Below are 26,016 nucleotides of genomic sequence, written 5' to 3' on the forward strand. Positions count from 1 at the left end.
TACAGCGGAATAAATACCTTTTCCTAACTTTGCGACATGTATCTGTATAATATCTCTATCATTGTAGAAAATGACAATCACGAAATTCTAATGAATTGGGTGACAAACAACTGGTTTCAAACCTTATCGGAAAAACCAAAATACTTGAAGATTCTGGATTCGCCGCATGAAGGGCATACTTATTCCATACAATTTAATTTCGAATATGCGTCGGATATTCCGAAGTTTCAACAGGAAAAATTGATCGTTCTGCAAGAGTATATCTCCACGAATCACCACGAAAAAGCATTTTTGTTTGATAGTACCATGAAGTACTTGTAGAATCAGGCAATTGGCTATAAAGAAGAAAAGTCTCCTAAAAAATAGGAGACTTTTCTTCTTTATGTCTATATTTTTTGTACCACAGTATGGCGACTCCTGCCCCAATTAAGAAAGGCATAGCCAATAAGAACAAGATTCCATCATTCAAACCTTGGCCTTGTGTATTTCCATTCTGTGTACTGTTTTCTGCATTTAAGGAACACATAGCGCATTGTGCCTGTGCTTCTGTAATCGTAACAGCATTCGAGCCTATAGCAAGACTAACGCACAATATCAAAATCCGGAACAATTTCATACTTCAAAGGTAAGGATTTAATTATCAAATTTTTGTAAGTTCTTATTACAACAGCACATTAAATTTTTCCCAAAAACCATCTTCTGGCAGTGGTGCCACTACGGTCATCTCTTCTTCTTTGACCGGATGAGGAAAAGTTAATGAGCGAGAATGCAAGCATATTGTGCGGCGCAATGAACCGCGAGGGTATCCATATTTATTATCGCCAACGATAGGACAGCCCATAAATGCCAACTGGCAGCGTATCTGATGTGTTCTCCCAGTCAGTGGATTGATCTTCAAAAGATAATAGCCATCCAGCCTGCCGATCACTTCGTAATCCAACTCAGCATATGTACCATTTTTCACTTGTCGATCATAAGCTTTAGTAATCATTTTTTTGCGATCACGCAAAAGCCAATTCACGAGCTTACCAGCTTGTTGCGCAGGCTTTTCTTTGACTACTGCGAGGTATGATTTCTGAACTTTTCGATCGTGAAAAGCTCTGTTCATGCGATCCAGCGCCTTACTCGTTTTGGCGAGCAATATCATGCCACTAACAGGCCTGTCTAATCGATGGATCACGCCCACGAAAGCTCCATTGGGCTTATTATACTTCTTTGTCAAAAATTCGTTGACCATGATTTCAAGAGACTTATCTCCCGAATCATCGATCTGAACGATATCTCCGCCTTTTTTATTGATAGCTATCAAGTGATTGTCTTCGAATAAGATATCACTCTCTGTAATTACCGACATTTCTTCTTTTAAAGCCCTCACTATTATTTTATCTCTTCAGCAACTTTATCTGCTTCCTTTTCTCTTTTCTTGAAGAATCCTCTGAATAAAAAGTTACTTTGGAGTGCTTCCATATTATCATCCAACTTTTGTGTACTAGTATTAAGATTGCGAAGGATTTGCTTAATTTCATTCGCTGCCTCGGGATCATTTGTCAATACACCAATAGCATTGTCTTTATCATTCAAGCGCGCTGAGGTCTGATTTAAGTTTTCGACCAAAGCATTTGCAGTCTGTGTCACACCCTGCAATTGTGCAGCAGCTTCGCGTAAAGAAGCAAATACTTTCGTATCTGTAGTCAAATCGTGGATAAGACCTTGATTACTATTCAATTTTTGCGTCAACGCAACAAGATTATTAACCGCAACATTGGCATCGCTCATCACTTTATTCATGGATTGAACTGAGGTCTTTAGATTATTCGCAATGTCATCATCCGTCATCAAAGCGCCTACAGTACCTTTACCATCTACCATCTGTTGAGATAGCTTAGCAAAATTAGAAGTAATAACAGATAGATTGGTACCATTCTCTTGCAACATGCCCATCATCTGCTCCATGCCCACGCTGGCACCACTTTTCAACACGTCGCCATCAGCGATTTGTGGAGTCTGTGGATTACCACCCACTAAGCTAATGATGGAGTTACCGATAAGACCATCCGAACCTAAAGTAGCCACCACATCCTTACGGATGAACTGACTGTTTTTCTCTTCGATATTCATCGAAACACGCACATTCTCAACACCTTCAAATGCAATCTCTTTTATTATCCCCACTTTCACACCCGAAAACCAAACATTGTTTCCGACTTTCAATCCTTTTACATCTTTGAAAAATGCAGTAACCTTAATGTTCTTGCTGAATTTATTTTGCTGCGTACCCATTACCAGAATACCGGCTACTAATATTATCAACCCAATAAAAACAAAAAGTCCTACTATTAATGATCTTTTATTTTCTGAAGCACTCATTATCAATGTATTTTATACTATAAAATTATAATCGTAAAACGGTTTTACACGTTCGTCATCCGTATCAAATATCTCCGAGAAGGCACCTTGTCTTTCGAATCTGCCATCCAATAACATGACCATGCGGTCAGCCACCATCTTTGCACATGCCAAGTCATGGGTAATAATGATGGAAGAGGTTTTGTATCGCTCCTGCACCTCATTGATTAAAGTATTGATGTCGAGACAAGTAATCGGATCCAAACCAGCGGTCGGCTCATCATAAAGCATAATATCAGGGCGTAATATCAAGGTACGGGCAATACCAATTCTTTTCTTCTGTCCACCCGAAAGCTCTGATGGCATCTGATTGATCGCTTGCAACAAGCCCACTCCTTCCAATACATCCTCTACTTCTTTGTTTATTTCAGCTCTCGTCAGATTACGCTTGTTTCGAACTAAGGGAAATTCTAAATTTTCACGCACAGTCATACTATCGTATAATGCACTATTTTGAAAAGAAAACCCAATTTTCAAACGCAATTTCATTAAATCCCGCTCACTTAAGTCATTTACCACTTCGCCAAGCACATTAATTGTCCCGGAATCCGGTTTCAACAAACCCGATATGAGTTTGATCAATACGGATTTTCCCGTACCCGAACGACCTAACACCACCAAGTTCTCCCCTTCGAATAGTTGCATATCCACATCATGTAGAATCTGCCTGTCTCCAAAAGACTTACTTACTTTATCGACATCAATTACAGCTTTATCGTAATTGATTATTGCTTTACTCTTTTCCATGATTAGCTAATTAGTGGTGTGATAAAACCTAAAAGCTGTACAATCAATAATTCTTCGATGAATACAATAAACATCGAAGCGACTACGGCTGAGTTGGCAGCAATACCCACTCCCTCTGTACCTTTGGATGAATAATAGCCTACATAACAGCTGGCAAAACCAATGGTAAAACCGAATACCACAGCACGCAACACCATAGCAAACAAATCTATCATTTGGATAGACTCAAATACCTGGGTAAAAAAACTAAGTAAACTCAAATCATCTTTGGAAGTAATACTTAGATACCCTCCAAACAGACCAATGCCAGCAACGTAGAAACACAACACAGGAATCATCAAAGTTGTAGCTACTATCCTACTCACAATTAAGAATTTGAATGGGTTAGTACCCGACACTTCCATGGCATCTATCTGCTCCGTCACATTCATCGAACTCAGCTCTGCCCCTATTTGCGACCCCACTTTACCCGAAGCAATTAATGCCGTCACCAGTGGTGCCAACGCGCGAACGATAGCGATAGAAATCAAAGCTGGCAACCAAGAGGTAGCGCCAAACTCTTCTAAGGAAGGTCTAGATTGCTTTGTAAATACAAAACCAACGATAAATCCAGTCAACGAAATCAATGGAAAGGATTTCCACCCAACTTCATAACATTGTCTTATTATCTCTTTAAACTCAAATGGTGGGCTCACAACTTCGCGAAAAAATCGCATCAAAAAACGATGCAACCTAGCAAATTCGAGGAGTAAATTATTGATTTTCCTTCCCATTTATATCTCTTATACCTATATAAAAATTAAAAAGTGCCCTAAATAAAGCACAACGCAAATGTACAAATTTTTAGGTCATACCCTTACGCATACCTAAATTTACAAATACTAATAAATGAAAAATTGTTTTAAATCATTATATATAACGTAAAAGCAAACAGAAAATGACAGCAGGATGTAAATCGAAAAAGCCACATAGCAATTAAGCATCAATATTTTTGACTGTTAAGCAAAATATTACCATCTGCCAATTAAACCCTACCTCCTTTTTTATTGTCATACCAACAAAATTGAGTACAGATAAAAAATATTTACATTTTAATATACAGAACATGAAAAACTGGAAATTCACCGCCTTAATAGCAGCTTTAATGATTGCATTTTCCAGCGTTTTGTCTATAAACAATGCGAAAGCACAAGCTTATGGACAAGTATCCTTGGATTTATTCTATAACGAATTGTCACCTTATGGACAGTGGGACATGGACCCTAACTATGGTGATGTTTGGTATCCAGATGCGGGAAGAGACTTCAGACCATACAGCTCGAATGGCTACTGGGCTATGACAGAGTATGGTAATACTTGGGTTTCTAACTACGAATGGGGCTGGGCACCGTTTCACTACGGCCGCTGGGTATATACCTCTTACAATCGCTGGGGATGGATTCCAGGATATGAATGGGGACCAGCTTGGGTAGAATGGCGTTCAGGAAATGGATATTATGGTTGGGCTCCGATGATGCCTCACCGTGGTGTTAACATTTCTATTCACATTCCTGTATCTGCTTGGTGCTTTACACCTGCAAGATATATTTACTCGCACAATTTCCATAGACATGCACACTATGGTCGCACTAATATCTACAACCGAACAACTATCATCAACAACACCTATGTTGTGAACAATAATCATTACTATGGTGGTCCTTCTCGCAAGGAAATGGAGCGTGCTATCGGTAGACGAGTAGAAGTAAGAAGTGTAAGACAATCTGATCGTCCTGGTGCGTCACGTACGGATAGCAGAAGTGTATCTATATATCGTCCAGATCGTGACAACAATAGAACATCTAACCGTTCGGTTACATCTTCTGAAAGACGTTCTGCAAAGACTGCACGTGAAGAAAGCAGAAACAACAGTAGAAATACTGCTGATAGAAGTGCTGCAAGAAGCGCTACACGTGAAATGCGTATAGACAACGACGGTAATAGCACAATCAGAAATAGAGATAACCGCACGCAAGAGCGAGCAGTTGACAACAGAAATACAAATTCACGCACTGCAGTAGAACGAGGTAATACGAACACCAACACTAGGGAACGAAGCCCGAGAACAGTAGAACGTACGCCAGTAGAGCGCAACAATACGAATGCAAGAGAAAACGCAGCACGTACACGTGAAACAGCTACACCACGCAGAGAAAATGTACAGCAACAACCTCAACGTGCAGAGCGCCCACAAGCGCAAAGAGCTGAAAGATCGCAACCGCAACGTGTAGAACGTGCCCAACCACAGCGTGAGCAAAGAACACAGGAACGTAGTGTACGTAGCTCCAACCCTACTAGCGTAAGCAGAGGGTCATCCTCACGTGTAGAGCGATCTACGCCAGCTTCTAATAATAGATCTTCAGGCAATACACAACGTGGTGGAGGTTCTGGCAATTCGGAAAGAAGCAGAAGATAATCCATTTAGGATTCAACATAAGTATCATAATTTATCAATTTTGGCGAGCCAGCTTCATGCTAGCTCGCTTTTTTTATGTACTTTCGAACTACATTTCGGTGCAAATACACAGCTTAACAGGGTTTCAATTAGGACAACGAATTCTTATGGCAAGACTTGAATCCATACTAGATAATGATTTCTACAAATTCACCATGCAATACGCGGTTACCAAACTTTTTCCGCGTGCTAAAGCACGGTATCAGTTTATTAATCGGGGCAAGCATCAATTTCCGGATGGTTTTGCCGAAAAGTTGCAGGAGGCAGTTCGCGAATTAGGGAAATTAAAACTTTCCAAAGAAGAGAAAAGCTTCTTTGCAGAAACTTGTCCCTACATTGACCCGACCTATTTTGATTTCCTCCAAGGCTATCAGTATGATCCGTCGGAGGTTTCAATAGAGCAGGACGGCCCTGACCTAACTGTTAAAATTGAAGGCTATTGGTACCGAACAATCCTGTGGGAAGTCCCTATCATGTCATTGATCTGTGAATTATACTACGAGATGATGGGACTGCAGCGCGTATCGGACGATGAGGTCGCAGCCATCGTCGAAAGCAAAATGCAGAAATACGACAAACTAGATATTACCATCGCCGATTTCGGCACACGTAGACGTCATTCCTTCGCGGTGCATGATTTAGTTATTGACACATTAAAAAAACACAATTCAAAGACTTTCATTGGCACCAGCAATGTGTATCTGGCTATGAAGCACCAGACCAAACCCATCGGCACACATGCGCACGAGTGGTTTATGTTTCATGCCGCCAAGTTTGGGTACAAAATGGCTAATCTTCTCGGATTGGAGAATTGGGCGGATGTATATCGTGGGGACTTGGGTATCGCGTTGTCTGACACATATACGACGGAAGTGTTTTTCAAACAATTTGATAAGAAACTCACCAAACTTTTTGACGGAATCCGTCATGATTCGGGTGACGCCATTGAATTCGCGCAAAAGACTATTAATCATTACCTCAGCAAAGGCATTGACCCGAATTCCAAAACTATCATTTTCTCCGATGGCTTGGATTATGCCAAAGTCGAACGTATTGTGAATTTTTGTAAAGGAAAGATCGGCATATCCTTTGGAATCGGTACAGATTTCACCAATGATGTAGGCCTGAAGCGCATGAATATAGTCCTAAAAATGACCGAAGCCCTGCCTGAAGATGGCGACTGGACACCTGTTATTAAGCTTTCGGACGAAGCCATGAAGCATACGGGCGCCCCCAAAGAAATTGAAATGGCAAAAAGATATTTACAAATAGATGAGCAAGCATAGAGACGTATCCGGAGAAGCTTTAGCCGAATATTTTGAGAAACAAGAATTAAGCACCCCACTTTTCCTGCATAGCACGTATGGTGATATCGAAGAGATGCCTATAGAAGTCTTCTTTCGAGATCCTGAAGAGTTTCCTGAATTGGAGTTTATTGCATTATCACTTTGTGACGGCAAAGTATTGGATGTAGGTGCCGGTGTAGGTGCGCACGCACTATATTTGCAACAAAAAGACTTCGACGTCACTGCGTTAGAAATCTCAGCAACAGCCTGCACTATCATGCAGCAGCGCGGCGTACAGAAAATCGTTCAAAAAAACTTTTACAACTTAAAAGACGCACAATATGACACTTTGCTATTCCTCATGAATGGAATAGGATTGGCAGGTACTGTGGATGGTTTTCGTCAACTTCTGGCACACAGCAAAACCCTATTAACGGACAGAGGTCAATTACTATTTGATAGTTCGGATATTTCGTATCTCTATGAGGAATACCGTATACAAAGACCGAGCTATTATTTCGGGGAAATCGGCTTTCAATACGAATTCAAAGGTATCAAAGGTGAACCTTTTAAGTGGCTCTATTTGGATCAAGATATTTTAATAAAAATTGCCCATGAGGAAGGTTGGGTCGTACAGATTCTTTTTGAAGACGAGAATGACCAGTATTTAGTCCGAATGGAACCAAGGAGATAATTTGGATTACCACTTACTATTAAAACCTTTTTTTATAAGATTATAAGCAACTGATAAAAAGATAACCAAAGAAAATATTTTAAAAAAAAATCCCCAAACCAATCTGTCCTTTTAGATGAGATGAAATCGATTTAACAATTTGATTATTCAGTTCTAGCTGAGCAATTTCATTTGACAAACTTTCATTATAATAAATTTTTAAATAATCATTTTTGTTAATTTTTGAATATAAATCACTCTTATATTCAAAAATTTCTCCCGAAACTAGCTTCAGTTTCAGAATATTATATTTCCGAGTTGTCTTTATTCTGTATCCCTCTAAACGACTCCTTTCTTCTAACCAATAACTCTCAAGTCGTCCCTCCTTAACATCATAATCAGATAAATTATCCGACTGTAATAGCATTCTACATCCTACAAAAGTCAACATAAATATTAAGGTTGATGCTAGAAAAAGAATAGATACGTTTTTAAGTTTATTTGCTACAACCATATTCCCCTAATATAATTTTATTTAAGCAATTTTCGGATTGCATAGAAGAAAAAGATAATGGACATTTGTATATGGAGATGTCACAACAGCAGTTGAATTACGAACGTATTGCAAAAGCAATCGCTTATATACAATCTAACTTCAAGCAGCAGCCCACGTTGGAAGAAATCGCCACCCATATAAATGTAAGTCCCTTTCATTTCCAGCGCTTATTTCAAGAATGGGCGGGTACTACGCCGAAGAAATTTTTGCAATATATCAGTCTTCAGCATGCTAAAAAAGTTTTGAAAGATTCCAACTCCACCGAAACAGCTACATTCAAAACGGGCCTAAGCAGTTCCAGCCGCTTACATGAACTATTTGTCAAAATTGAAAGCATGACGCCTGCGGAATACAAAAATGGCGGAGCATCTTTGCAAATCAACTACAGTTGCCAATCCACACCATTTGGCGAAGTCTGCGTAGCATCAACTAATAAAGGAATTTGTCATATTGCCTTTTTGGTAGAAGGTTTAGATGCCATGGAAAGCATCAAGGAGTATTTTCCTAAGGCAAACATTAGGCTGCAAGAGGAAAAGATACATGCCGAAATCAGCAAGATCTTTAACAACATGTCCAACATATCGACGCCTTTACGTCTTCATTTGAAAGGTACTCCATTTCAATTGAAGGTCTGGGAAGCCTTATTAAAAATTCCTTCGGGACAACTAAAAACGTATGGACAGATTGCCAATTCCATCGGCAACCCCGGTTCCTCAAGAGCGGTAGGAACAGCAATAGGAAGCAACGCCATAGCCTATTTGATTCCTTGCCACCGTGTCATACAAACTTCTGGGCTATTTGGCGGTTATATGTGGGGACCTATTCGCAAAACGGCGATTATTGGCTGGGAGCATGCACAAACCAACAAGGAACAAGATGAAAATATTTAACTTTGCTGATCCATTACAAAATCTACTGCCCTATGATGGCACAGTTCATTATTACGGTATAATCATTAATCAACCTGACTATTTTTACGAGCGACTAAAAGAAGAGATCAACTGGCAGCACGATCAAGCCATGATTTTTGGTAAATTAATCCACACCAAACGTAAAGTCGCTTGGTATGGCGATTCTCCCTTTGAATACACCTACTCAGGAATCCAAAAAGTGGCTTCCCCTTGGAACGATACCCTTTTGCAATTAAAAAAACGTGTAGAAGCAGCTAGTGGAGAAACATTCAATTCCTGTTTATTGAACCTCTACCATGATGGCAGTGAAGGAATGGCTTGGCACAGTGATGGCGAAAAAGATCTCAAGAAAAACGGCGCTATTGCTTCGTTAAGCTTTGGAGCAGAACGTAAATTCGCTTTCAAGCATAAGTTGACCAAACAAAAAATCGACATCCAACTCGAAAACGGCTCCCTACTGATAATGAAAGACGAAACCCAATCCCATTGGTTGCATCGACTTCCACCAACCACCAAGATCAATACAGCCCGCATAAACCTTACATTTAGAACCATCGAAGAGCTATAGCAGAATGTAACAATTCTAAGAAACTCTCTTTTGCTGTGCTTTAATCAGCCTTTACTTCTTATATTTATCCTAATTACGACCAATCACTAAGTTAATGAAACAAGTATTATTATTTCTAGCCTTTTTGGCTCATTTGTCATTGGCAAGTGGGCAAATCACATCCCCAAAAGAACATTTCGGTTTTAATATTGGTGATGATTATCATTTGGCAAACTTCACGGAGACTGAAGCCTATTTCAAAAAAATTGCCCAGCAGTCTGACCGTATAAATTATCAAATCATAGGCAAGACTGAAGAGGGTCGCAATCAGCCTATGTTGATTGTATCATCTCCTCAAAACCTCGCTAACTTAGCACGCTATAAATCTATAGCACTGACTTTGGCACGTGCAGAATTGCCTGAGCAAGAGGCACGCGATCTGGCCAAAGAAGGAAAATCTGTTGTCTGGATAGATGGTGGACTGCATTCTAACGAGACCGTAGGTATGCATCAGCTGATCGAGATTGCTTACCTTTTGGCGAGCCGCAATGACGATGAGACAAAACATATTCTTGAGAATACGATTATCTTGTTGACACACGCGAATCCCGATGGACAGCAATTAATTTCGGATTGGTATATGCGCGAAGCACAGCCGGAGAAAAGATCCCTTTGGAATGTTCCTAAACTTTACCAAAAGTATGCTGGACACGATAATAACCGAGATTTTTTCATGTTGAACTTAAAAGAATCCCAAAATATTGCACGTCAGTTATTCATCGAATGGAATCCACAAATCATGTATAATCACCATCAAACTGCTCCTGCTGGTGCAGTGGTAGCCGGTGCACCTTACCGTGATCCATTCAATTATGTATTTGATCCATTGGTTATTACTGGTATTGAATCTTTAGGCGCAGCCATGTCATCTCGATTGTATGCGGAGAATAAGCCCGGCTATACACAAAGAGGTGGCTCTGTGTTTTCTACTTGGTATAATGGCGGCTTGCGTACAACCACATATTTTCACAATACCATTGGCTTATTGACCGAAATTATTGGAGGACCAAATCCTTTCGAAATCCCATTAGTTCCGTCGCGTTTGATTCCAAACAGCAACACACACTTTCCAGTAATTCCGCAGACTTGGCATTTCAAACAGTCTATTGACTATTCCACTTCATTGAACTACGCTGTGCTTAATTACGCCTCAAAATTCCGTCAGGAATTGTTATTCAACATTTATAGAATGGGGCGCAATTCGATTGAAAAAGGAAATAAAGACACGTGGTCGCTTTCCCCAAGTAAAGTAGCTGTAGTGGAAAAAGCAATTGAAAACTTAAAAAAGGAAAACGACAATCAAAGAAACCAAAGATATCCTTCAAGACATGCGATAGACTCCCTGCTAAAAAACAAGCAGTATAGAGATCCTCGCGCCTACATCATTGCTACCAATCAAGATAATCCAGCGACAACAGTGAAATTCTTGAATGCGCTATCCGCTAACGGCATACGCATTGAGCAAGCGCTACAAGCTTTCACCCAAAATGGCAAAACGTATCCTGCACAGAGCTATATAATCCGCACGAATCAGGCATTTCGCCCACATATCTTGGATATGTTTGAAGCGCAAGATCATCCTAACGACTTTGAATATGCAGGAGGCCCTCCTATCGCACCTTACGATGCTGCAGGTTGGACATTAGCCTACTTGATGCACATCAATTTTGATCGTGCCTACGAAGAAGTGGCGGGTAATTTCACCACATTGCCATATGGTGAACCCCTAAAAGTAATGACACAATCCGTGGCAAAAGGTAAGTTTCTGAATTTATCAAACAAGGATAACGAAAGTTTCCGTGTCGTGAATGACTTGATAAAGCAAAAAGTAAAAGTATATAAAACAGATGCTGGTGACTTTGTTATTTCCAATAATAACACCGCAGAAAAAATAATTTCTGAATCGGGATTGGCGACGACGGCAATAGACAAACTACCGAATAATGCTAAGCCGATAAAGCAATTACGTATAGGCCTTTGGGATACTTATGGTGGCAGTATGCCTTCCGGATGGACAAGGTTTATATTCGAAAAATATGGTTTTGACTTCACGGTCATCTATGCCCCAGACATGGACAAAGGAAATTTAAATCAGCAATTTGATGTCATTGTATTACCAAGCAATGCTGTAATCAGAAGACCGGGAAATTCACAATTCGGCGCGATGCCTGCATCTGCTCCTGATAATATCCCAGCTCCGTATGCTGCGACTTGGGGCAGCATGAGCATCGAAAAAACATTGCCTCAGCTGGAAGCTTTCGTCAAAAATGGCGGACATCTGGTCGCTATTGGAGCAAGTGCAAGAATAGCTGAAGACTTAAATATCGGCGTGAGTAATCATTTGGTGGATAACCAAAATAAAGCTTTGACCCGGGAAGTATTCTATACGCCGGGCTCAGTATTGGTGGCAAATGTGGATAATACAACGCGATCAGGAAAAGGCTACGCTGACAAGATGGACATATACTTCGCCAACAATAATGTATACAAGATTAATGACACATCCATAAAACCATTGCTTTGGTTTGGATCAGACAAAGTTCTTAAGAGTGGTTGGTCTTGGGGAGAAAAATATTTGAAAGATGGTGTTATCGCTTTCGAAACCTCGCTTGGCAAAGGAAAACTTTCGGTTTTCACACCCGACATCACTTTTAGAGCACAAGCTCATGGTACATTCAAATTGTTGTTCAACAATTTGTACTAGACAAAAGAAAAAGGCAAGTTCTGAAGAACTTGCCTTTTTCATTAAAAAATATTCTCGTTTCTACTCTACAGCAACGCTGCTTCAATCAATTCACTATAAAAATCCGTTTCTTTCATTCCGAAGGCTCTTACTTGCTGCGGGATAAAACTTTGCGCGGTCTGTCCTGGTATAGTATTGATTTCAATAAAATAAAATTTGTCGGTATCATTTTCTAAGAAAAAGTCTACACGCACCATTCCTTTACAATTCAAGCGAATATAGATTTCTTTTATTATCCTTGCTGCACGGTATTGTTGTTCCTGATTCAGGTCTGCCGGCGTAATTTCTTCTGTCAATCCCGGAATATATTTCGCTTCGAAGTCGAAAAATTCACGAGTAGTTCGAACCTCCGTAGCGGGCAATACGACTAATTCCCCTTTCGCATTACGAAAAATACCTTGAGAAAATTCCCTGCCTGACACGAATTCTTCGACCAACACTTGAGTGCCTGTATTCTCCGCATCGTAAGCTTTATCAAGCGCTCCTTTTAGTTCCTCCGCAAACTTCACTTTACTCATCCCAATACTCGACCCACCCGCATTAGGTTTTACAAAATAAGGCAACGCTAATTTGGATTCTACTAAAGAAACTGCCTGCTCTCTGTGATTCTCAAATAATAAAACTGACTGAGCGACGTACAATTCGGGAATATCCGCTAGAATAGCTTTTGTATATCCTTTGTTCATCGTCAATGAGGAAGTCAGCGCATTACACGACGTATATGGAAGACCAATCATATCAAAGTAACCTTGCAAACGTCCGTCTTCACCCGGCGTACCATGCAGGATGATAAAGGCGACATCAAACGTTACTTTAACATTATTTAACAATAAAGAAAAATCATCTTTTTCGATTGGATATTGGTTGTCATCTTCATCTTTGTAAAACCAGCCTGAAGGTGTAATATCGATCAAATAAATATCGTATTTGTCCTTGTCTAATTGGCTATAAACAAATTTTGAACTTTTGTATGACACCTCGGCTTCACCTGTATATCCACCTGTGACTAATGCTACTTTTGTTTTCATGTTATGGGTTTGTCTTCGCAAATATAATTTGTGATACACGGAAAAACGAATATTTTTGCTTAATATTCATTAGGTTTATGCACTATTTATACCTTAACTTTGCTCAATTAAATTAAAGAATTACAAATGTCCAAACTATTACTCTATTTAAAAACGGATACGTTTAGAAAAAATCTTATTTATGCGCTGATCGTTATAGCAGCTTTTTTCTTGACAGTATACATAGGACTACGGATATATACGAAGCATGGTGACTCACAACAGGTTCCCTTACTCAAAGGCCTTAATATATCAGAAGCAAAGGCTATCTTAGAAAAGGCAGATTTGGAATACCAAATCGATTCCATCTATCAAATGGATGCTAAACCTGGTGTTGTTATTGAACAGAATCCATCCGCTAATTCTTTAGTAAAAAGTGGGCGTACCGTTTATTTGACAATTATTACCGAAGTAGCTCCAGACGTAGAATTTCCGAATATCATCGAAAAAACTTTTATTGAAGCTAGCGCCATTCTGAATAATTCTTCATTGAAAATTGGGGATACCATCTATATATATGACATCGCCAGAGATGTGGTCTTGGACGCTAAATTTGCCGGACAATCGATCCGCACTGGCCGCCCTATTGCCAAAGGATCCAAAATTACCTTGGTATTAGGGAATGGTAAAGGCTCTAACGAAGTAGAAGTACCTACTTTGACCAATCTAACTTTGTCAGAAGCAAAATTTGCGTTGGTGGGATTAGGACTGACCGTGGGCAAAATAACGGGTAATATTACTGACACCGCATCAGCACGTGTGATTGGACAATCGCCAGATTCTACGGCTCGATTTATCAGTATAGGCTCACCTATCCATCTTGAATTAAGCAATGATAGCACACCTTCAGAGATCCTTCCAAATCCGTAAATATGACGCAGAAACGTAAATTCCCAAAATGGTTTGGCATTACGCTAGCCTTAATCCTTGTTTTAGGATTAATAATTAGCTATAAAGCCTATCAGATATTCTTAGGTGCCTCGGTTACAGACAGCCAAAAGTACCTATATGTGCATACCAACGACAATTATGAAAATGTGCTCCGCAGAGTACGCACAGAGAATATAGTAAAGGATGCTGATGAATTTGACATGGTGGCTAAAGCCATGAAATACCCGGCATCTGTCAAGCCTGGGCGTTATAAGCTAGAAAAAAACATGAGCAACAGACGACTGATAGGTAATCTACGTGGGGGCTACCAAGAAGCCGTTGCGCTACGTTTCTCCAACATTCGCCTGAAAGAAGATTTTGCGGGCTTCCTAGGCCGTAATTTTGAACCAGACTCGCTACAGTTTATTTCGCTACTTAATAATGAGGCGGAGGCCGAAAAATACGGTTTTACAAAGGACAACTTCTACACGATGTTCATTCCGAATACGTACGAGATCTATTGGAATACATCAGCGGACAAAGTAATCGAGCGACTACATACCGAATACAAAAAATTCTGGACAGCGGAGCGTATTGCCAAAGCCGAAAAGCAAAACTTAACACCTATCGAAGTATCTATACTAGCATCTATCGTACGTGGAGAAGCACTGCACAATGATGAAATGCCTTTGATCGCAGGATTGTATTTGAATCGTTTGAAAAAAGGAATGCTATTACAGGCAGATCCAACGGTCATATTTGCGAACAATGATTTCACCATTCGTCGGGTACTTTTTAGACATTTAGCTATTGACAATCCTTACAACACATACAAATACAGAGGCTTGCCTCCAGGACCGATCAATATGGCGCCTATCGTCGCTATCGATGCTGTATTGAATCCCGCACAGCACAACTATATATACATGTGTGCCAAAGAAGATTTTTCGGGGTATCACGCATTTGCGGAGACTGTAGCCGAACATCAAGTCAATGCACGCAAATTCCAAAAAGCCTTAGACGAAAGAAATATCAAAAAATAATGCTATCCATGTTTGTACACGAACAAAAAATTAGAGTAAGATATGCAGAGACGGATCAAATGGGGTATGTATATTATGGCAACTATGCGGCATACTACGAAGTAGCGCGTACCGAAATGCTCCGTCAGACAGGATTCTCGTACAAAGAATTAGAAGAATTGGGTGTGATGATGCCTGTATTGGAAATGAACATCAAATACATTCAGCCTGCCAAGTACGACGAATTGCTGACCATCAAAGTCATCATCAAAGAAAAACCGGCAGTACGTATCAAATTTGAATATGAAGTGTATAATGAAGCGAGCGAACTGATCAATACGGGCACGACGCAGTTGGTTTTTGTCGATATGCAAAAAAATAGACCATGCAAAGCTCCAAGCGTCTTCATGAAGCAAATGGAGCCCTATTTTAGCTAACATTAGGCTATGAATAAGCTTCATCATAGATTATTATTGTTAAAACCATACGACAATCTAGTTGAATGGAGCAAAACCGCCATCATCCCCGGATTTGGCAAATTACCGTTATATACGGTTGCCACTTTCTTTTTTCAAGAGATCACCCGAGAATCCTTGCTTAACAAAGCATCAAGTCTGGCATACAACTTTATGCTAGCGATGTTTCCGGGTATTATTTTTCTCTTCACGCTTATCCCCTACATTCCTGTCGAAAATTTTCAGGAAAAGCTGTTAAGCTTCTTGGAAATAGTGATTCCTACAGATGCTTTTAGTGCTTTCCAAAATACCCTCGAAGATATTATCAAAAATCAAAATGGTGGATTGCTGTCCTTCGGTTTTTTGCTAGCGACATTCTTTGCAACAAATGGTATGACCAATTTAATGATGGCTTTCAACAAATCATCGTTGACGCGTGAGAACAGAAAATGGCTCAAGCGTAGAACGATTGCATTAGCGTTGTCCTTTGCCATTATCATTGCCTTGACGCTTGGGATCGGTGTATTTACAATGGTTGGCGTTTCGATCAATTACCTCAAAGAAAATATTGATTACGATCTGGCTTGGCTATGGACCTTTTTATTGAAGATATCTCGCTGGAGTATTTTGTTTTTAATTTACTTCTTGACGGTGGGATTGGTATACAAATATGGGCCTTCCAGCTCCAAGCATTGGCGTATCTTGAGCCCGGGTGCAATGCTAGCGACGATTTTAGCTATCGTTACTTTTTCCGGGTTTGCATTTTATATCAACAATTTCAACGCTTACAATAAACTATACGGTTCGATCGGAACGATAATAGTCGTCATGATATGGATGTACCTCAATTCATTGATTATATTGATTGGATTTGAATTAAACACCAGTATTACCTTGTCGAAACAAAGCATAAAAGTTGTCACGCCAAAAAAATCCAATAGCTTTAGGTATTAGGAAATTTAATGATTTACCCCTCTTTATCCTTTTATTTTTCTGTTTTTACATTTTATAAAAGTGCTTGTTATCATAAGCCACAGCTGGCCATACAGATAGATGAGAAAGTTTTTATCCCAACAGACAAAAAAAATAGCATATAAATAATTGGAAATAAAAGTTTTTCGTATCTTTGCACTTCCTACAATGTAGGAAAAAGGAGAAATTAATTAATGGCAAAAAAACAAGAAGCAGAAAAAGAGTTAGCGGCGAAAAACGCAGAGCTACAAGGTGCTGACACTAAAGTAGTGAAAGACACTGAAAAAATTGAGTCTGAAGCAGATTCAACTTTGATCGACCAAATCAAATCAACTACTTGGTCTACACCAGAAGGTGATTTCGATTGGGATGCTGACGAAAAAGCTTTCGGTAACTACAGCGAAGCTGAGCGTTCTAAATTAGAAGAGCAATACGCTGGTACTTTCAACCAAATCAATCAAGGTGAAATTATCGAAGGTGTTGTTGTTTCTATTAACAACAAAGACGTTGTATTAAACGTAGGTTTCAAATCAGACGGTCTTGTAGCAAAAACTGAGTTTCGTGATCTACCTGACTTAAAAGTTGGGGATACTGTTGATGTATTTGTAGAATCTCAAGAAGATGCAAATGGTCAATTGGTATTGTCACGTAAGCGTGCAAAAACTCAAAAATCATGGGAAGCTATCAATGAGGCATTAGAAAATGATGCAATCATCGACGGTTTCGTTAAATCTCGTACTAAAGGTGGTTTAATCGTTGACATCAAAGGTGTAGAAGCTTTCTTACCTGGATCTCAAATCGATATCAAACCTATCCGTGACTACGATATTTACGTAGGTAAAACTATGGAATTCAAAGTGGTAAAAATCAACCACGAATTCAAAAACGTAGTAGTATCACACAAAGTATTAATTGAAGACGATTTAGAAAACCAAAAATCTGAAATCGTTGCTAAATTAGAAAAAGGTCAAGTATTAGAAGGTACTGTTAAAAATATCACTGACTTCGGTGTGTTCATCGACTTAGGTGGTGTTGACGGTTTACTTCACATTACAGATATCTCTTGGGGCCGTATCGAGCATCCAAAAGAAGTTTTAGCTCTTGATCAAACTATCAACGTAGTTGTATTAGACTTTGATGATGAGAAAAAACGTATCGCCTTAGGCTTAAAACAATTATCAGCTCACCCTTGGGAATCTTTAGATACTACTTTAGCAGTAGGTTCTAAAGTAAAAGGAAAAATCGTAACAGTTGCTGATTACGGTGCTTTCTTAGAAATCATCCCAGGTGTTGAAGGTTTAATCCACGTATCTGAAATGTCATGGTCACAAAACTTACGTTCTCCACAAGAGTTCTTAAAAGTAGGTGACGAAATCGAAGCTCAAATCTTAACATTAGACCGCGATGAGCGTAAAATGAGCTTAGGTATCAAACAATTGACTCCAGATCCTTGGCAAAACATCACAGAGCGTTACCCTGTTGGCTCTAAACAAACAGCTGTTGTTAAAAACATGACTAACTTCGGTGTATTTGTTGAATTAGAAGACGGTATCGATGGTTTAATTCACATCTCTGACTTATCTTGGTCTAAAAAAATCAACCACCCTAACGAATTCACTAAAGTAGGTGAAACATTAGACGTAGTTGTATTAGAATTAGACGAAGAAAACCGTAAATTATCTTTAGGTCACAAACAATTAGAAGAAAACCCTTGGGATACATTCGAAACTATCTTCACTGAAGGTTCGATCCACGAAGGTACAGTAATCAAAGTTGGTGACAAAGGTGATATCGTAGCTTTACAATACGGTGTTGAAGGTTTCTGTCCTTCTAAACACTCTGTAAAAGAAGACGGTTCAGCATTGAAAGTAGATGATACTGCTGAGTTCAAAATCATCGAATTCAACAAAGAGAACAAACGTTTAGTAATCTCTCATTCACGTATCTGGGAAGAAGCTAAAGAAGAAGCTCGCAAAGAAGAATCTAACTCACGCAAAAAAGATGCTAAATCAGCTTCAAACGCAGTGAAAAAAGTAAAAGATTCAGTTGAGAAATCTACTTTAGGTGACTTAGACGTGTTAGCTCAATTGAAAGAGCAAATGGAAGGTGGCGACAAAAAGTAATTTTTAGTCACTAACTAACATATAAGAAAAGCTCCGGTCAATAGACTGGAGCTTTTTGTTTTTATAGGGTATTTTGTAAATTTAGGCTATGGAATTCAATTATTCACTTATCACCGCTCTCGAACTCGCAAAAGCATTAGAAAATTCTGATGCAATTGTGCTTTTGGATTGTACAATTGACAAAATTGGAAAATCGCTAAAAGGAAAAAAACTCGAGCTCATTCCCAACTCCCTATTCTTCGATATAGAAAACAAACTGTCGGACAAAAAGTCTCAGCTACCGCATACGCTCGTATCAGCAGATGTATTTGAGCAGGAAATGCAGCAGCTGGGAATCAATAAGGATAGCACCGTAGTCCTGTACGATCGGTGGGGAATATACTCAAGTCCGAGAGCCTGGTGGATGTTTAAGGTCATGGGATTTGACAATGTCTATATTCTCAACGGAGGGCTTCCTAACTGGAAGAAGAGCAAACTTCCTGTGGTAAACTCACATAGTACCGCATCCTCGAAAGGAGATTTTGAAGCACAGTTTAGAGCGGATTGGTATGCAGATAAGGATTTTATATTACAGCATTATAAAGGAAAAAAAATAGATATATTCGATGCCCGCAGCAAAGGAAGATTTACGGGGTTAGTGCCTGAACCTCGAAAAGGATTAAACGGAGGACATATCCCCCATTCCAAAAACCTGCCTTTTGACGAGGTATTAGACGGCGATAAGTATTGGGATACGCAAGAGTTAACAAGTATTTTTCAAAGTCTGAAGCCCGTTTCCGATGAACATGTTTTTACTTGTGGGTCAGGAATAACAGCTTCTATACTCGCATTTGCCAGTTACCTCACTGGAACTAAACACATTAGAGTCTATGATGGATCCTGGGCAGAATGGGGAATTGAGGACCTAAATCTCCCGACTAAAAAGTAATTTTATTCTTTTGCAAAAAATAGGCATAATTAATGCTTTATTAATATACCTAATGGCTTAAATAAAAAGTGCATATGCTTCAACTTGGTTTTTTATACTATTTTTACCAAGAACGAGATGTTCCTTTTGTCCAATACTTAAATATGTAGTTCCAGTCGTAAAAACATGAAAAACAAAATCCGAATATTATTATTCGTACTCACACTCTTATTTTTTGCGACAGCTGTTACTGTAAAAAATGCGATAACAGACAAGGACGTTCTTGACTTAGAAAGTCAAAAAGTAACTCAGAATATTTACCTCAAAGAACAAATTATTGATGAAATCTTTGGAGATTCTATCCTTCAGAAAACTTTTATCAATAGTGAACGCTATCCCTTACAAGTACGGGAGATAGCCAATGAATACAAAGAAAAACAGATTTATCTCTATCTTTTCAAAAATTCGAGCCCGATTTACTGGTCAACAAATATATATGTGCCTGAGACAGATGCCGGTCTCAAAGAAGGGATAAGTTATATCAACGGAGACAATTTTTCTTTCTTGGCTAAAAAGAAGATTTTGTCAGGTGGCATGCATCTGGTTGCCCTCACACCCATTGAAAGGCAGTTTCAGACCAACTATATCGCTCGAGCTCGGCAAAATTATATAGGTGCATTAACCACTACGCAGCTACAAGTATCCAAATTTGGCGATAGTGATGATATCCGAAATATTTATTCACAGGGCGGCCAATACCTGTTTTCGGTAAAGCTTAAAAACGGTAAATACAACAATATTTATCTCAATATCCAACTCATCTGCTGGGTGCTTGGCACCATTTGCTGTGTCATCCTCATCAGTAGCATTTGTGTTAACATTGCCCGGAATGGTAAGCCCATCTTATCCATAATAATCTTAGCTGTTACCTTTACCATCATTCGGCTGATCGATCTGGAGACGAACTGGCTATCCCAGATTTCGGATTACCAATTGTTCTCGCCAAAAGTATATGCCTATAATTATTTAGCCCCTAATCTCTGGTCTTACCTCATCAATTCGACCGTCCTACTGTGGGTATTATGCTTTATCATTTTCATCAAAAAGCATATCGTCATTCCCGAATTCTTTCTCAAACGGAATCTACGTAATTGGGTATTTTTAGGGATCTTACTGTTCGTTTATTACATTTTTAATGAACAATTCCGCCAGCTTGCTTCCCTGATCACGCACTCTTCATTTTCTACTGAAGACTTAATTACGCTGTTTTTTACGTATGATTTCACGATATATCATATTCTAATATATTCTTTGAATATATTCTCGATATTCTTGATTACGGATATTTTGGTATTCCTCGGTAAAATACTTACGCCAAAAACCACAATCAATTTAAATATCCAGCTTATAGCTCTTGTTATCACCTTGATCGTAAGTGGTTTTTATCAGGATTTTTCCCTCATCAATGTATTGATCGGTATTTTGATAATGATGAGTTCGTTTGACAAGTCCATATTAAAATACAACAATATCTATACGCAAATCATCACCATACTGACAATCGTTTGCATCACGACGATCAAGTATGCAGATGCCATCAATGAAAACAACAAAGAGCATATGAAGCTCATGTTGCTTAATCTGGAATCGGATGATGATGTCGAAGCAGTATCATTGTTTGCGGGAATTGAAAGCCGGATCAAGCAAGATGAAAGGTTGAAAAAACTAATAGAGATCGCTAGCCGCAATCCCAATACGCATCTCATTGATGATTATATTCAGAAGAATTATTTGGCTGCATTGTCCAGCAATTACAATTTATCCACTTACTATTACTTTAATGGTTTGCCGCTAGCCAACTATGTCTCCAATCCGCTGTTGGATTTTAGGGAGAAAGTTATTTCCAATGCAAATAAAATAACCAATACAGAGACTTTTTATAAATCTAAAACTGAAATCGGTTTTTATGATTATTTCTCCTTACTAAGCCTACAAGATAATAATGGCAACAGTTATACCGTTATAATTAATCTGAAGAAAAGTCTGACGAATATTGCTTCCTTTATTCCATTCCTTAATAAGAATACAGGTATTGACGATCACCCTAATAGCAAAATAAAAGACTTTAACTTCGCGATCTACAAAGAGGGGGCACTGATCAGTCAAAATGGTAAGTATACGTATTCCAACCATGATCCATACCATACACAGAAAATCAACGAGTTCATTTATATAAATGATGACGATTCATATAATCACGTCATATATCGTCCGGACGAAAATACAACATTGATTGTCAGTAAACAGATTCAATCTTCGTGGCAGTTTATTACAGTCGTGTCGATTACGTTCCTGTACCTCTACATCCTGATCAATTTAGTGCGACTGCTTTCGCAGATTCTGCCCGTATATGTGCGGCAGAATGTGACTTTAATGAATCTATTTCTACGTCTGCGCTACAGTATTGCGCAGATAAGATATAGTTCACGTATTCAGACGCTCGTGATTACATCGGTATTGATAGCCATTGTGATTTCAGGAATTATCAGTTTCTATAGTATCAAGATTCAAACGGCGAAAACCCGTAAAGAACACAAATTGAATTTTGTGAATGAAACTATCCAAAACCTACAAGATATCGCTGTCAAAGATTCATCCCAGAGCTATCTCACATCATTGCACAAAACCATGTCTTCGCTGACGAATGTACATGTGATGGATTTCAACCTTTATGACAAGAATGGGAAGCTTTTCTTCACGACCCAACCTGCTATTTATAATAATAGTCTAGTATCATCATTCATTAATCCAAATGCATTCATGGAGATGAATGTGCTGAAGAAAAACGAAACCTTAGTCTACGAGCAGATTATAGATTTCACGTATGAGAGTTCATACGGTGCCATCAAAGATGGCAACTACCGCACCATCGCTTATCTGGGAATTCCGTATTTTGATTATTTGGAAGTGGAGAGGCAAAACACCAATATCCTCCTGAAGACCATTTTAAATATATACACGATTATACTTATTATCTTCGCGTTCCTATCTTTATACATATCCAATAAGATTACCGAACCGCTGCAAATGATTCGGAAAAAACTTTCGCAGACAAATATATCAGACAAACCCAACGAGTCTTTGTATTGGGAAAAGGATGATGAGATCGGTTTGTTGGTTAAAGAGTATAATTATATGTTGGTCAAGCTGGAGCAACACGCCAAACAATTGAGGCACGCAGAGCGGGAAAGTGTATGGCGCGAAATGGCCCAACAGGTAGCTCATGAGATCAAAAACCCGTTGACGCCGATGAAATTGGGCATTCAACAGCTCAACCGATCTTTCAAAGATAACGACAGCCGTTTTCCAGAGCGTTTTGAGAAGATATCCAACTCCTTTATAGAGCAGATCGAAGCCTTAGCAAATATCGCTTCAGAGTTCTCTGCTTTTGCGAAGCTCCCGGAATCTCATTTCATCGTTCTTAATCTTATAGAGAAGATAAATAAGTCTATCCACGTATATGATAATCTTCCGAATGTGAAAATTCAATTGCATAATGAAACCACATTTGGCGAACGCATCGAGATATTCGGGGATCGGGACCAAGTCATTCGTACATTCAATAACCTGATTAAAAATGCCATCGAAGCCACTTTGGGAAGACGCAGACCAAAAATCGTGATCACTATTAAAAGCCATGATGATAACCATGTCATGGTTGAAGTATCAGACAATGGTTTTGGTATTCCTGAGGAGGTAATTCCCAAAATTTTTAAACCCAATTTCACCACCAAAAGTTCGGGCACAGGATTGGGCTTAGCCTTTGTGAAACAAACAATTACGGGAATGGGAGGCACAATTGACTATCAAACAAAACTCAATCAAGGCACCACTTTCTTTATAGTATTGCCATTATACACTGGTGAAGAAAAATTGCTATAAGAATTTTACAAATACGAAAATCCAAAAAATGTATATTCGTATTAAATTTATTAAATAACAAAAAATGAACTGGAGAAAATCCTTTTATATAGCTGCCTTTTTGTTGGCAACTACCTCACAAACTTTTGCGCAAGACAACCTCATTAATGCTCTTAAAAACAATGCGAGCGACAAAAGTAAAGAAGGCTTTGTTTTTACTGATGTAATCAATCTTGGCAACACTTCGATCAAAGATCAAGGCTCGTCAGGCACTTGTTGGTCGTATTCTGGAAACTCATATCTGGAATCCGAGATGATTCGTATGGGCAAACAACCTGTCGAGATTTCACAAATCTTTACGGCATACTACACCTATTTGGAAAAAGCGAAAACCTACGTAAAATTACATGGTGACCAAGCACAAGGTGAAGGGGGACAAGTACACGATGTATTGACGATCTACCGTAAATATGGAGCCGTACCGCGCGAAGTATATACGGGATTGAGAGAAGGACAAACACGCAACAATTTTTCCGAAATGAGCAATATTCTTCATGGGATGAATGAGAATATTGTGAAAAATAAAAAACTTACTCCTATTTGGCAAAATGCCGTGAAGGGAGTGATGAATGCTTATATTGGCGTACCTCCAGAATCCTTTCAATATAAAGGCAAAACCTACACACCACGTACTTGGGCAGATCAAGTGATCGGCATCAATCCTGATGACTATGTAGGAATCAGTTCTTTTAATGAACATGCATATTACAAGCCATTCGTATTGTTAATTCCTGACAATTGGTCGTATGAGAGTTTTTACAATGTAAAAATGAATGAGCTAACAGAAATTATCGACAATGCATTACAAAATGGATACACAGTAGCTTGGGCTACCGATGTATCCGAAAAATTCTTTAGCTGGAAAAATGGCGTTGCATTTGTGCCGGAAAAGGAAATTGAAAAAATGAGCCAGCAAGAGGTTGCCGATATGTTTAACGGTCCTAAAGCAGAGGCTAAAATCACCGAAGACCTACGTCAAGCTGCATTCGATAATTATTCGACTACCGATGACCACGGTATGCATATAGTGGGTATGGTAAAAGATCAAAAAGGTAAAGAATATTATATTGTGAAAAATTCTTGGGGTGAATCCAATGACTACAAAGGTTACATGTATGTCACTAAAGAATACGTAAAATATAAAACAATATCTCTTCTGGTGCACAAAAATGCAATACAGAAAGAAATCCGCAATAAATTGGGTCTATAAGCACACATGCCCAAATAAGAAAAGCTCAGCAAATGTTGAGCTTTTTTTTTAACTCAATTTTTTATTGTTATAATTGTATTAAAAGTCTACTTTTAATCACATGAAATCAATTAATTTAATTGCGGTCTCAATAGTATTCTTGTTCGGCAGTTGTTCGCTGTTTCAACCGCAACAGTATGCTTCTGATCAAAGTGCAAGTAATTTAAATGCTAAATGGCATATTATATCCATTGACAATAAAAAAATTGGAGACAAAGTGAATGGTATCGAGCCTTCATTTAGTGTCGATATAGCCAAAAAAGAATATTCAGCAATTACAGGTTGCAATAATTTAATGGGCAATTTTGAGGTCAAAGCGCCTAATAAAATAAAAATGACTAGAGGTATCTCGACCATGATGGCCTGCGACAATATGGATGTAGAGCTCGGTTTATCCCGTATTATCCCTACGATTACAAACTATAAACTCGCTAATGATACGTTATCGCTATTAGATGCTAAGAAAAATATTAAAGCTCAATTCAAATTGAAAAAAGAAAATAAATCGGCTTTACTCAAAGGTGGCTGGGAATTAGATTATATGGGTATGGCATCTGCTCCTTTTGAAGAATTATTCCCTACGAAAAAACCTACGTTAGAGTTTGATATTAAAGAAGAAACATTGACAGGTAATGGTGGCTGTAACAGCTATTCCAGCACTTTTCAGTTGGATGGTCATAAATTGAAGTTCAGCGCTATCGCTTCTACGAAGATGGCTTGTCCCGCTTTGGAAGGTGAAAGTATGTATTTCAAAAATCTACAAGGAATATCCTCATTTAGTGTCAACGATGACCAGTTGACATTAATCACCGACGATATCGCCGTGCTGAGGTTCAAAAAAATAAAGAAATAAATCGAGTAGGAAGATAGGGATTATTTCCCTATCTGTCCTCTCACACCACCCGGCATACGGATCCGTACCAAGGCGGTTTGTTAGAATAACGTCG

Annotated in this window: 23 protein-coding genes; 16 read left to right on the plus strand and 7 right to left on the minus strand. The window is 38.9% G+C overall.

Annotated features, from left to right (window positions below):
• The first annotated feature begins 36 nt into the window (after positions 1-36).
• Positions 37-321, plus strand: a complete 285-nt coding sequence (locus tag EDC17_RS11885; protein ID WP_132778291.1) for a DUF4286 family protein — start codon at positions 37-39, stop codon at positions 319-321.
• 34 nt (positions 322-355) lie between these two features.
• Here the strand turns inward: EDC17_RS11885 and EDC17_RS11890 are convergent, their stop codons facing one another.
• The 5 genes from EDC17_RS11890 to EDC17_RS11910 are packed head-to-tail and all read right to left on the minus strand — an operon-like array spanning position 356 to position 3,926.
• A complete protein-coding gene (locus EDC17_RS11890; protein WP_132778292.1) occupies positions 356-616 on the minus strand; it encodes a hypothetical protein in 261 nt (86 codons plus the stop codon).
• Positions 617-661: 45 nt separating this feature from the next.
• A complete protein-coding gene (locus EDC17_RS11895; protein WP_132778293.1) occupies positions 662-1,354 on the minus strand; it encodes an RluA family pseudouridine synthase in 693 nt (230 codons plus the stop codon).
• A gap of 23 nt (positions 1,355-1,377) precedes the next feature.
• The gene (locus EDC17_RS11900; protein ID WP_132778294.1) at positions 1,378-2,367 is read right to left on the minus strand and encodes an MlaD family protein; all 990 of its coding nucleotides are present in this window, start codon (positions 2,365-2,367) and stop codon (positions 1,378-1,380) included.
• Positions 2,368-2,379: 12 nt separating this feature from the next.
• The gene (locus EDC17_RS11905) at positions 2,380-3,153 is read right to left on the minus strand and encodes an ABC transporter ATP-binding protein (protein ID WP_132778295.1); all 774 of its coding nucleotides are present in this window, start codon (positions 3,151-3,153) and stop codon (positions 2,380-2,382) included.
• 2 nt (positions 3,154-3,155) lie between these two features.
• Positions 3,156-3,926: an MlaE family ABC transporter permease gene (locus tag EDC17_RS11910; RefSeq protein ID WP_132778296.1), complete on the minus strand. Its 771-nt coding sequence runs from the start codon at positions 3,924-3,926 to the stop codon at positions 3,156-3,158.
• Positions 3,927-4,258: 332 nt separating this feature from the next.
• On the opposite strand from EDC17_RS11910, the gene EDC17_RS11915 reads away from it, so the two are divergent.
• The 3 genes from EDC17_RS11915 to EDC17_RS11925 all read left to right on the plus strand — a co-directional run bounded on the left by EDC17_RS11915 (position 4,259) and on the right by EDC17_RS11925 (position 7,627).
• Positions 4,259-5,608, plus strand: coding sequence for a DUF6600 domain-containing protein (locus EDC17_RS11915; protein ID WP_132778297.1), 1,350 nt, complete (start codon positions 4,259-4,261; stop codon positions 5,606-5,608).
• A gap of 146 nt (positions 5,609-5,754) precedes the next feature.
• The gene (pncB, locus tag EDC17_RS11920) at positions 5,755-6,933 is read left to right on the plus strand and encodes a nicotinate phosphoribosyltransferase (protein ID WP_132778298.1); all 1,179 of its coding nucleotides are present in this window, start codon (positions 5,755-5,757) and stop codon (positions 6,931-6,933) included.
• Positions 6,920-7,627, plus strand: coding sequence for a class I SAM-dependent methyltransferase (locus EDC17_RS11925; protein WP_132778299.1), 708 nt, complete (start codon positions 6,920-6,922; stop codon positions 7,625-7,627). The genes pncB and EDC17_RS11925 overlap by 14 nt, the downstream gene beginning before the upstream one ends.
• Positions 7,628-7,706: 79 nt before the next feature.
• On the opposite strand, the gene EDC17_RS11930 is transcribed toward EDC17_RS11925, so the two are convergent.
• Positions 7,707-8,120: a hypothetical protein gene (locus tag EDC17_RS11930; RefSeq protein ID WP_132778300.1), complete on the minus strand. Its 414-nt coding sequence runs from the start codon at positions 8,118-8,120 to the stop codon at positions 7,707-7,709.
• 71 nt (positions 8,121-8,191) lie between these two features.
• Here EDC17_RS11930 and EDC17_RS11935 point away from each other — a divergent pair, with 71 nt between their 5' ends.
• The 3 genes from EDC17_RS11935 to EDC17_RS11945 all read left to right on the plus strand — a co-directional run bounded on the left by EDC17_RS11935 (position 8,192) and on the right by EDC17_RS11945 (position 12,384).
• Positions 8,192-9,052: a methylated-DNA--[protein]-cysteine S-methyltransferase gene (locus EDC17_RS11935; protein WP_207895755.1), complete on the plus strand. Its 861-nt coding sequence runs from the start codon at positions 8,192-8,194 to the stop codon at positions 9,050-9,052.
• A complete protein-coding gene (locus EDC17_RS11940; RefSeq protein ID WP_132778301.1) occupies positions 9,039-9,641 on the plus strand; it encodes an alpha-ketoglutarate-dependent dioxygenase AlkB family protein in 603 nt (200 codons plus the stop codon). The genes EDC17_RS11935 and EDC17_RS11940 overlap by 14 nt, the downstream gene beginning before the upstream one ends.
• Before the next feature lie 94 nt (positions 9,642-9,735).
• Complete coding sequence (locus tag EDC17_RS11945; RefSeq protein ID WP_132778302.1) at positions 9,736-12,384, plus strand: M14 family metallopeptidase; 2,649 nt, start codon at positions 9,736-9,738, stop codon at positions 12,382-12,384.
• Between the two features lie 65 nt (positions 12,385-12,449).
• Here EDC17_RS11945 and EDC17_RS11950 read toward each other — a convergent pair whose 3' ends face one another.
• Positions 12,450-13,451 carry a D-alanine--D-alanine ligase gene (locus EDC17_RS11950; RefSeq protein ID WP_132778303.1) on the minus strand — a complete coding sequence of 334 codons (1,002 nt, stop codon included), beginning with the start codon at positions 13,449-13,451 and terminating at the stop codon, positions 12,450-12,452.
• A 126-nt stretch (positions 13,452-13,577) separates the two neighbouring features.
• On the opposite strand from EDC17_RS11950, the gene EDC17_RS11955 reads away from it, so the two are divergent.
• From EDC17_RS11955 to EDC17_RS11995, 9 genes are all read left to right on the plus strand, one after another.
• Positions 13,578-14,360: a PASTA domain-containing protein gene (locus tag EDC17_RS11955; protein WP_132778304.1), complete on the plus strand. Its 783-nt coding sequence runs from the start codon at positions 13,578-13,580 to the stop codon at positions 14,358-14,360.
• Between the two features lie 2 nt (positions 14,361-14,362).
• Positions 14,363-15,403, plus strand: a complete 1,041-nt coding sequence (gene mltG / locus EDC17_RS11960; protein ID WP_132778305.1) for an endolytic transglycosylase MltG — start codon at positions 14,363-14,365, stop codon at positions 15,401-15,403.
• Between the two features lie 8 nt (positions 15,404-15,411).
• Positions 15,412-15,819: an acyl-CoA thioesterase gene (locus EDC17_RS11965; RefSeq protein ID WP_132778306.1), complete on the plus strand. Its 408-nt coding sequence runs from the start codon at positions 15,412-15,414 to the stop codon at positions 15,817-15,819.
• A 9-nt stretch (positions 15,820-15,828) separates the two neighbouring features.
• Positions 15,829-16,791, plus strand: a complete 963-nt coding sequence (locus EDC17_RS11970; RefSeq protein WP_132778307.1) for a YihY/virulence factor BrkB family protein — start codon at positions 15,829-15,831, stop codon at positions 16,789-16,791.
• 212 nt (positions 16,792-17,003) lie between these two features.
• Positions 17,004-18,932, plus strand: coding sequence for a 30S ribosomal protein S1 (rpsA, locus tag EDC17_RS11975; protein WP_132778308.1), 1,929 nt, complete (start codon positions 17,004-17,006; stop codon positions 18,930-18,932).
• 88 nt (positions 18,933-19,020) lie between these two features.
• Complete coding sequence (locus EDC17_RS11980; protein ID WP_132778309.1) at positions 19,021-19,860, plus strand: sulfurtransferase; 840 nt, start codon at positions 19,021-19,023, stop codon at positions 19,858-19,860.
• A gap of 165 nt (positions 19,861-20,025) precedes the next feature.
• Positions 20,026-23,781: a sensor histidine kinase gene (locus EDC17_RS11985; RefSeq protein WP_132778310.1), complete on the plus strand. Its 3,756-nt coding sequence runs from the start codon at positions 20,026-20,028 to the stop codon at positions 23,779-23,781.
• A 64-nt stretch (positions 23,782-23,845) separates the two neighbouring features.
• Positions 23,846-25,030: a C1 family peptidase gene (locus EDC17_RS11990; protein WP_132778311.1), complete on the plus strand. Its 1,185-nt coding sequence runs from the start codon at positions 23,846-23,848 to the stop codon at positions 25,028-25,030.
• A 100-nt stretch (positions 25,031-25,130) separates the two neighbouring features.
• Complete coding sequence (locus EDC17_RS11995; protein WP_132778312.1) at positions 25,131-25,922, plus strand: META domain-containing protein; 792 nt, start codon at positions 25,131-25,133, stop codon at positions 25,920-25,922.
• Positions 25,923-26,016 lie beyond the last annotated feature (94 nt).

Source organism: Sphingobacterium alimentarium, assembly GCF_004342685.1.
Taxonomy (GTDB): Bacteria; Bacteroidota; Bacteroidia; order Sphingobacteriales; family Sphingobacteriaceae; genus Sphingobacterium; species Sphingobacterium alimentarium.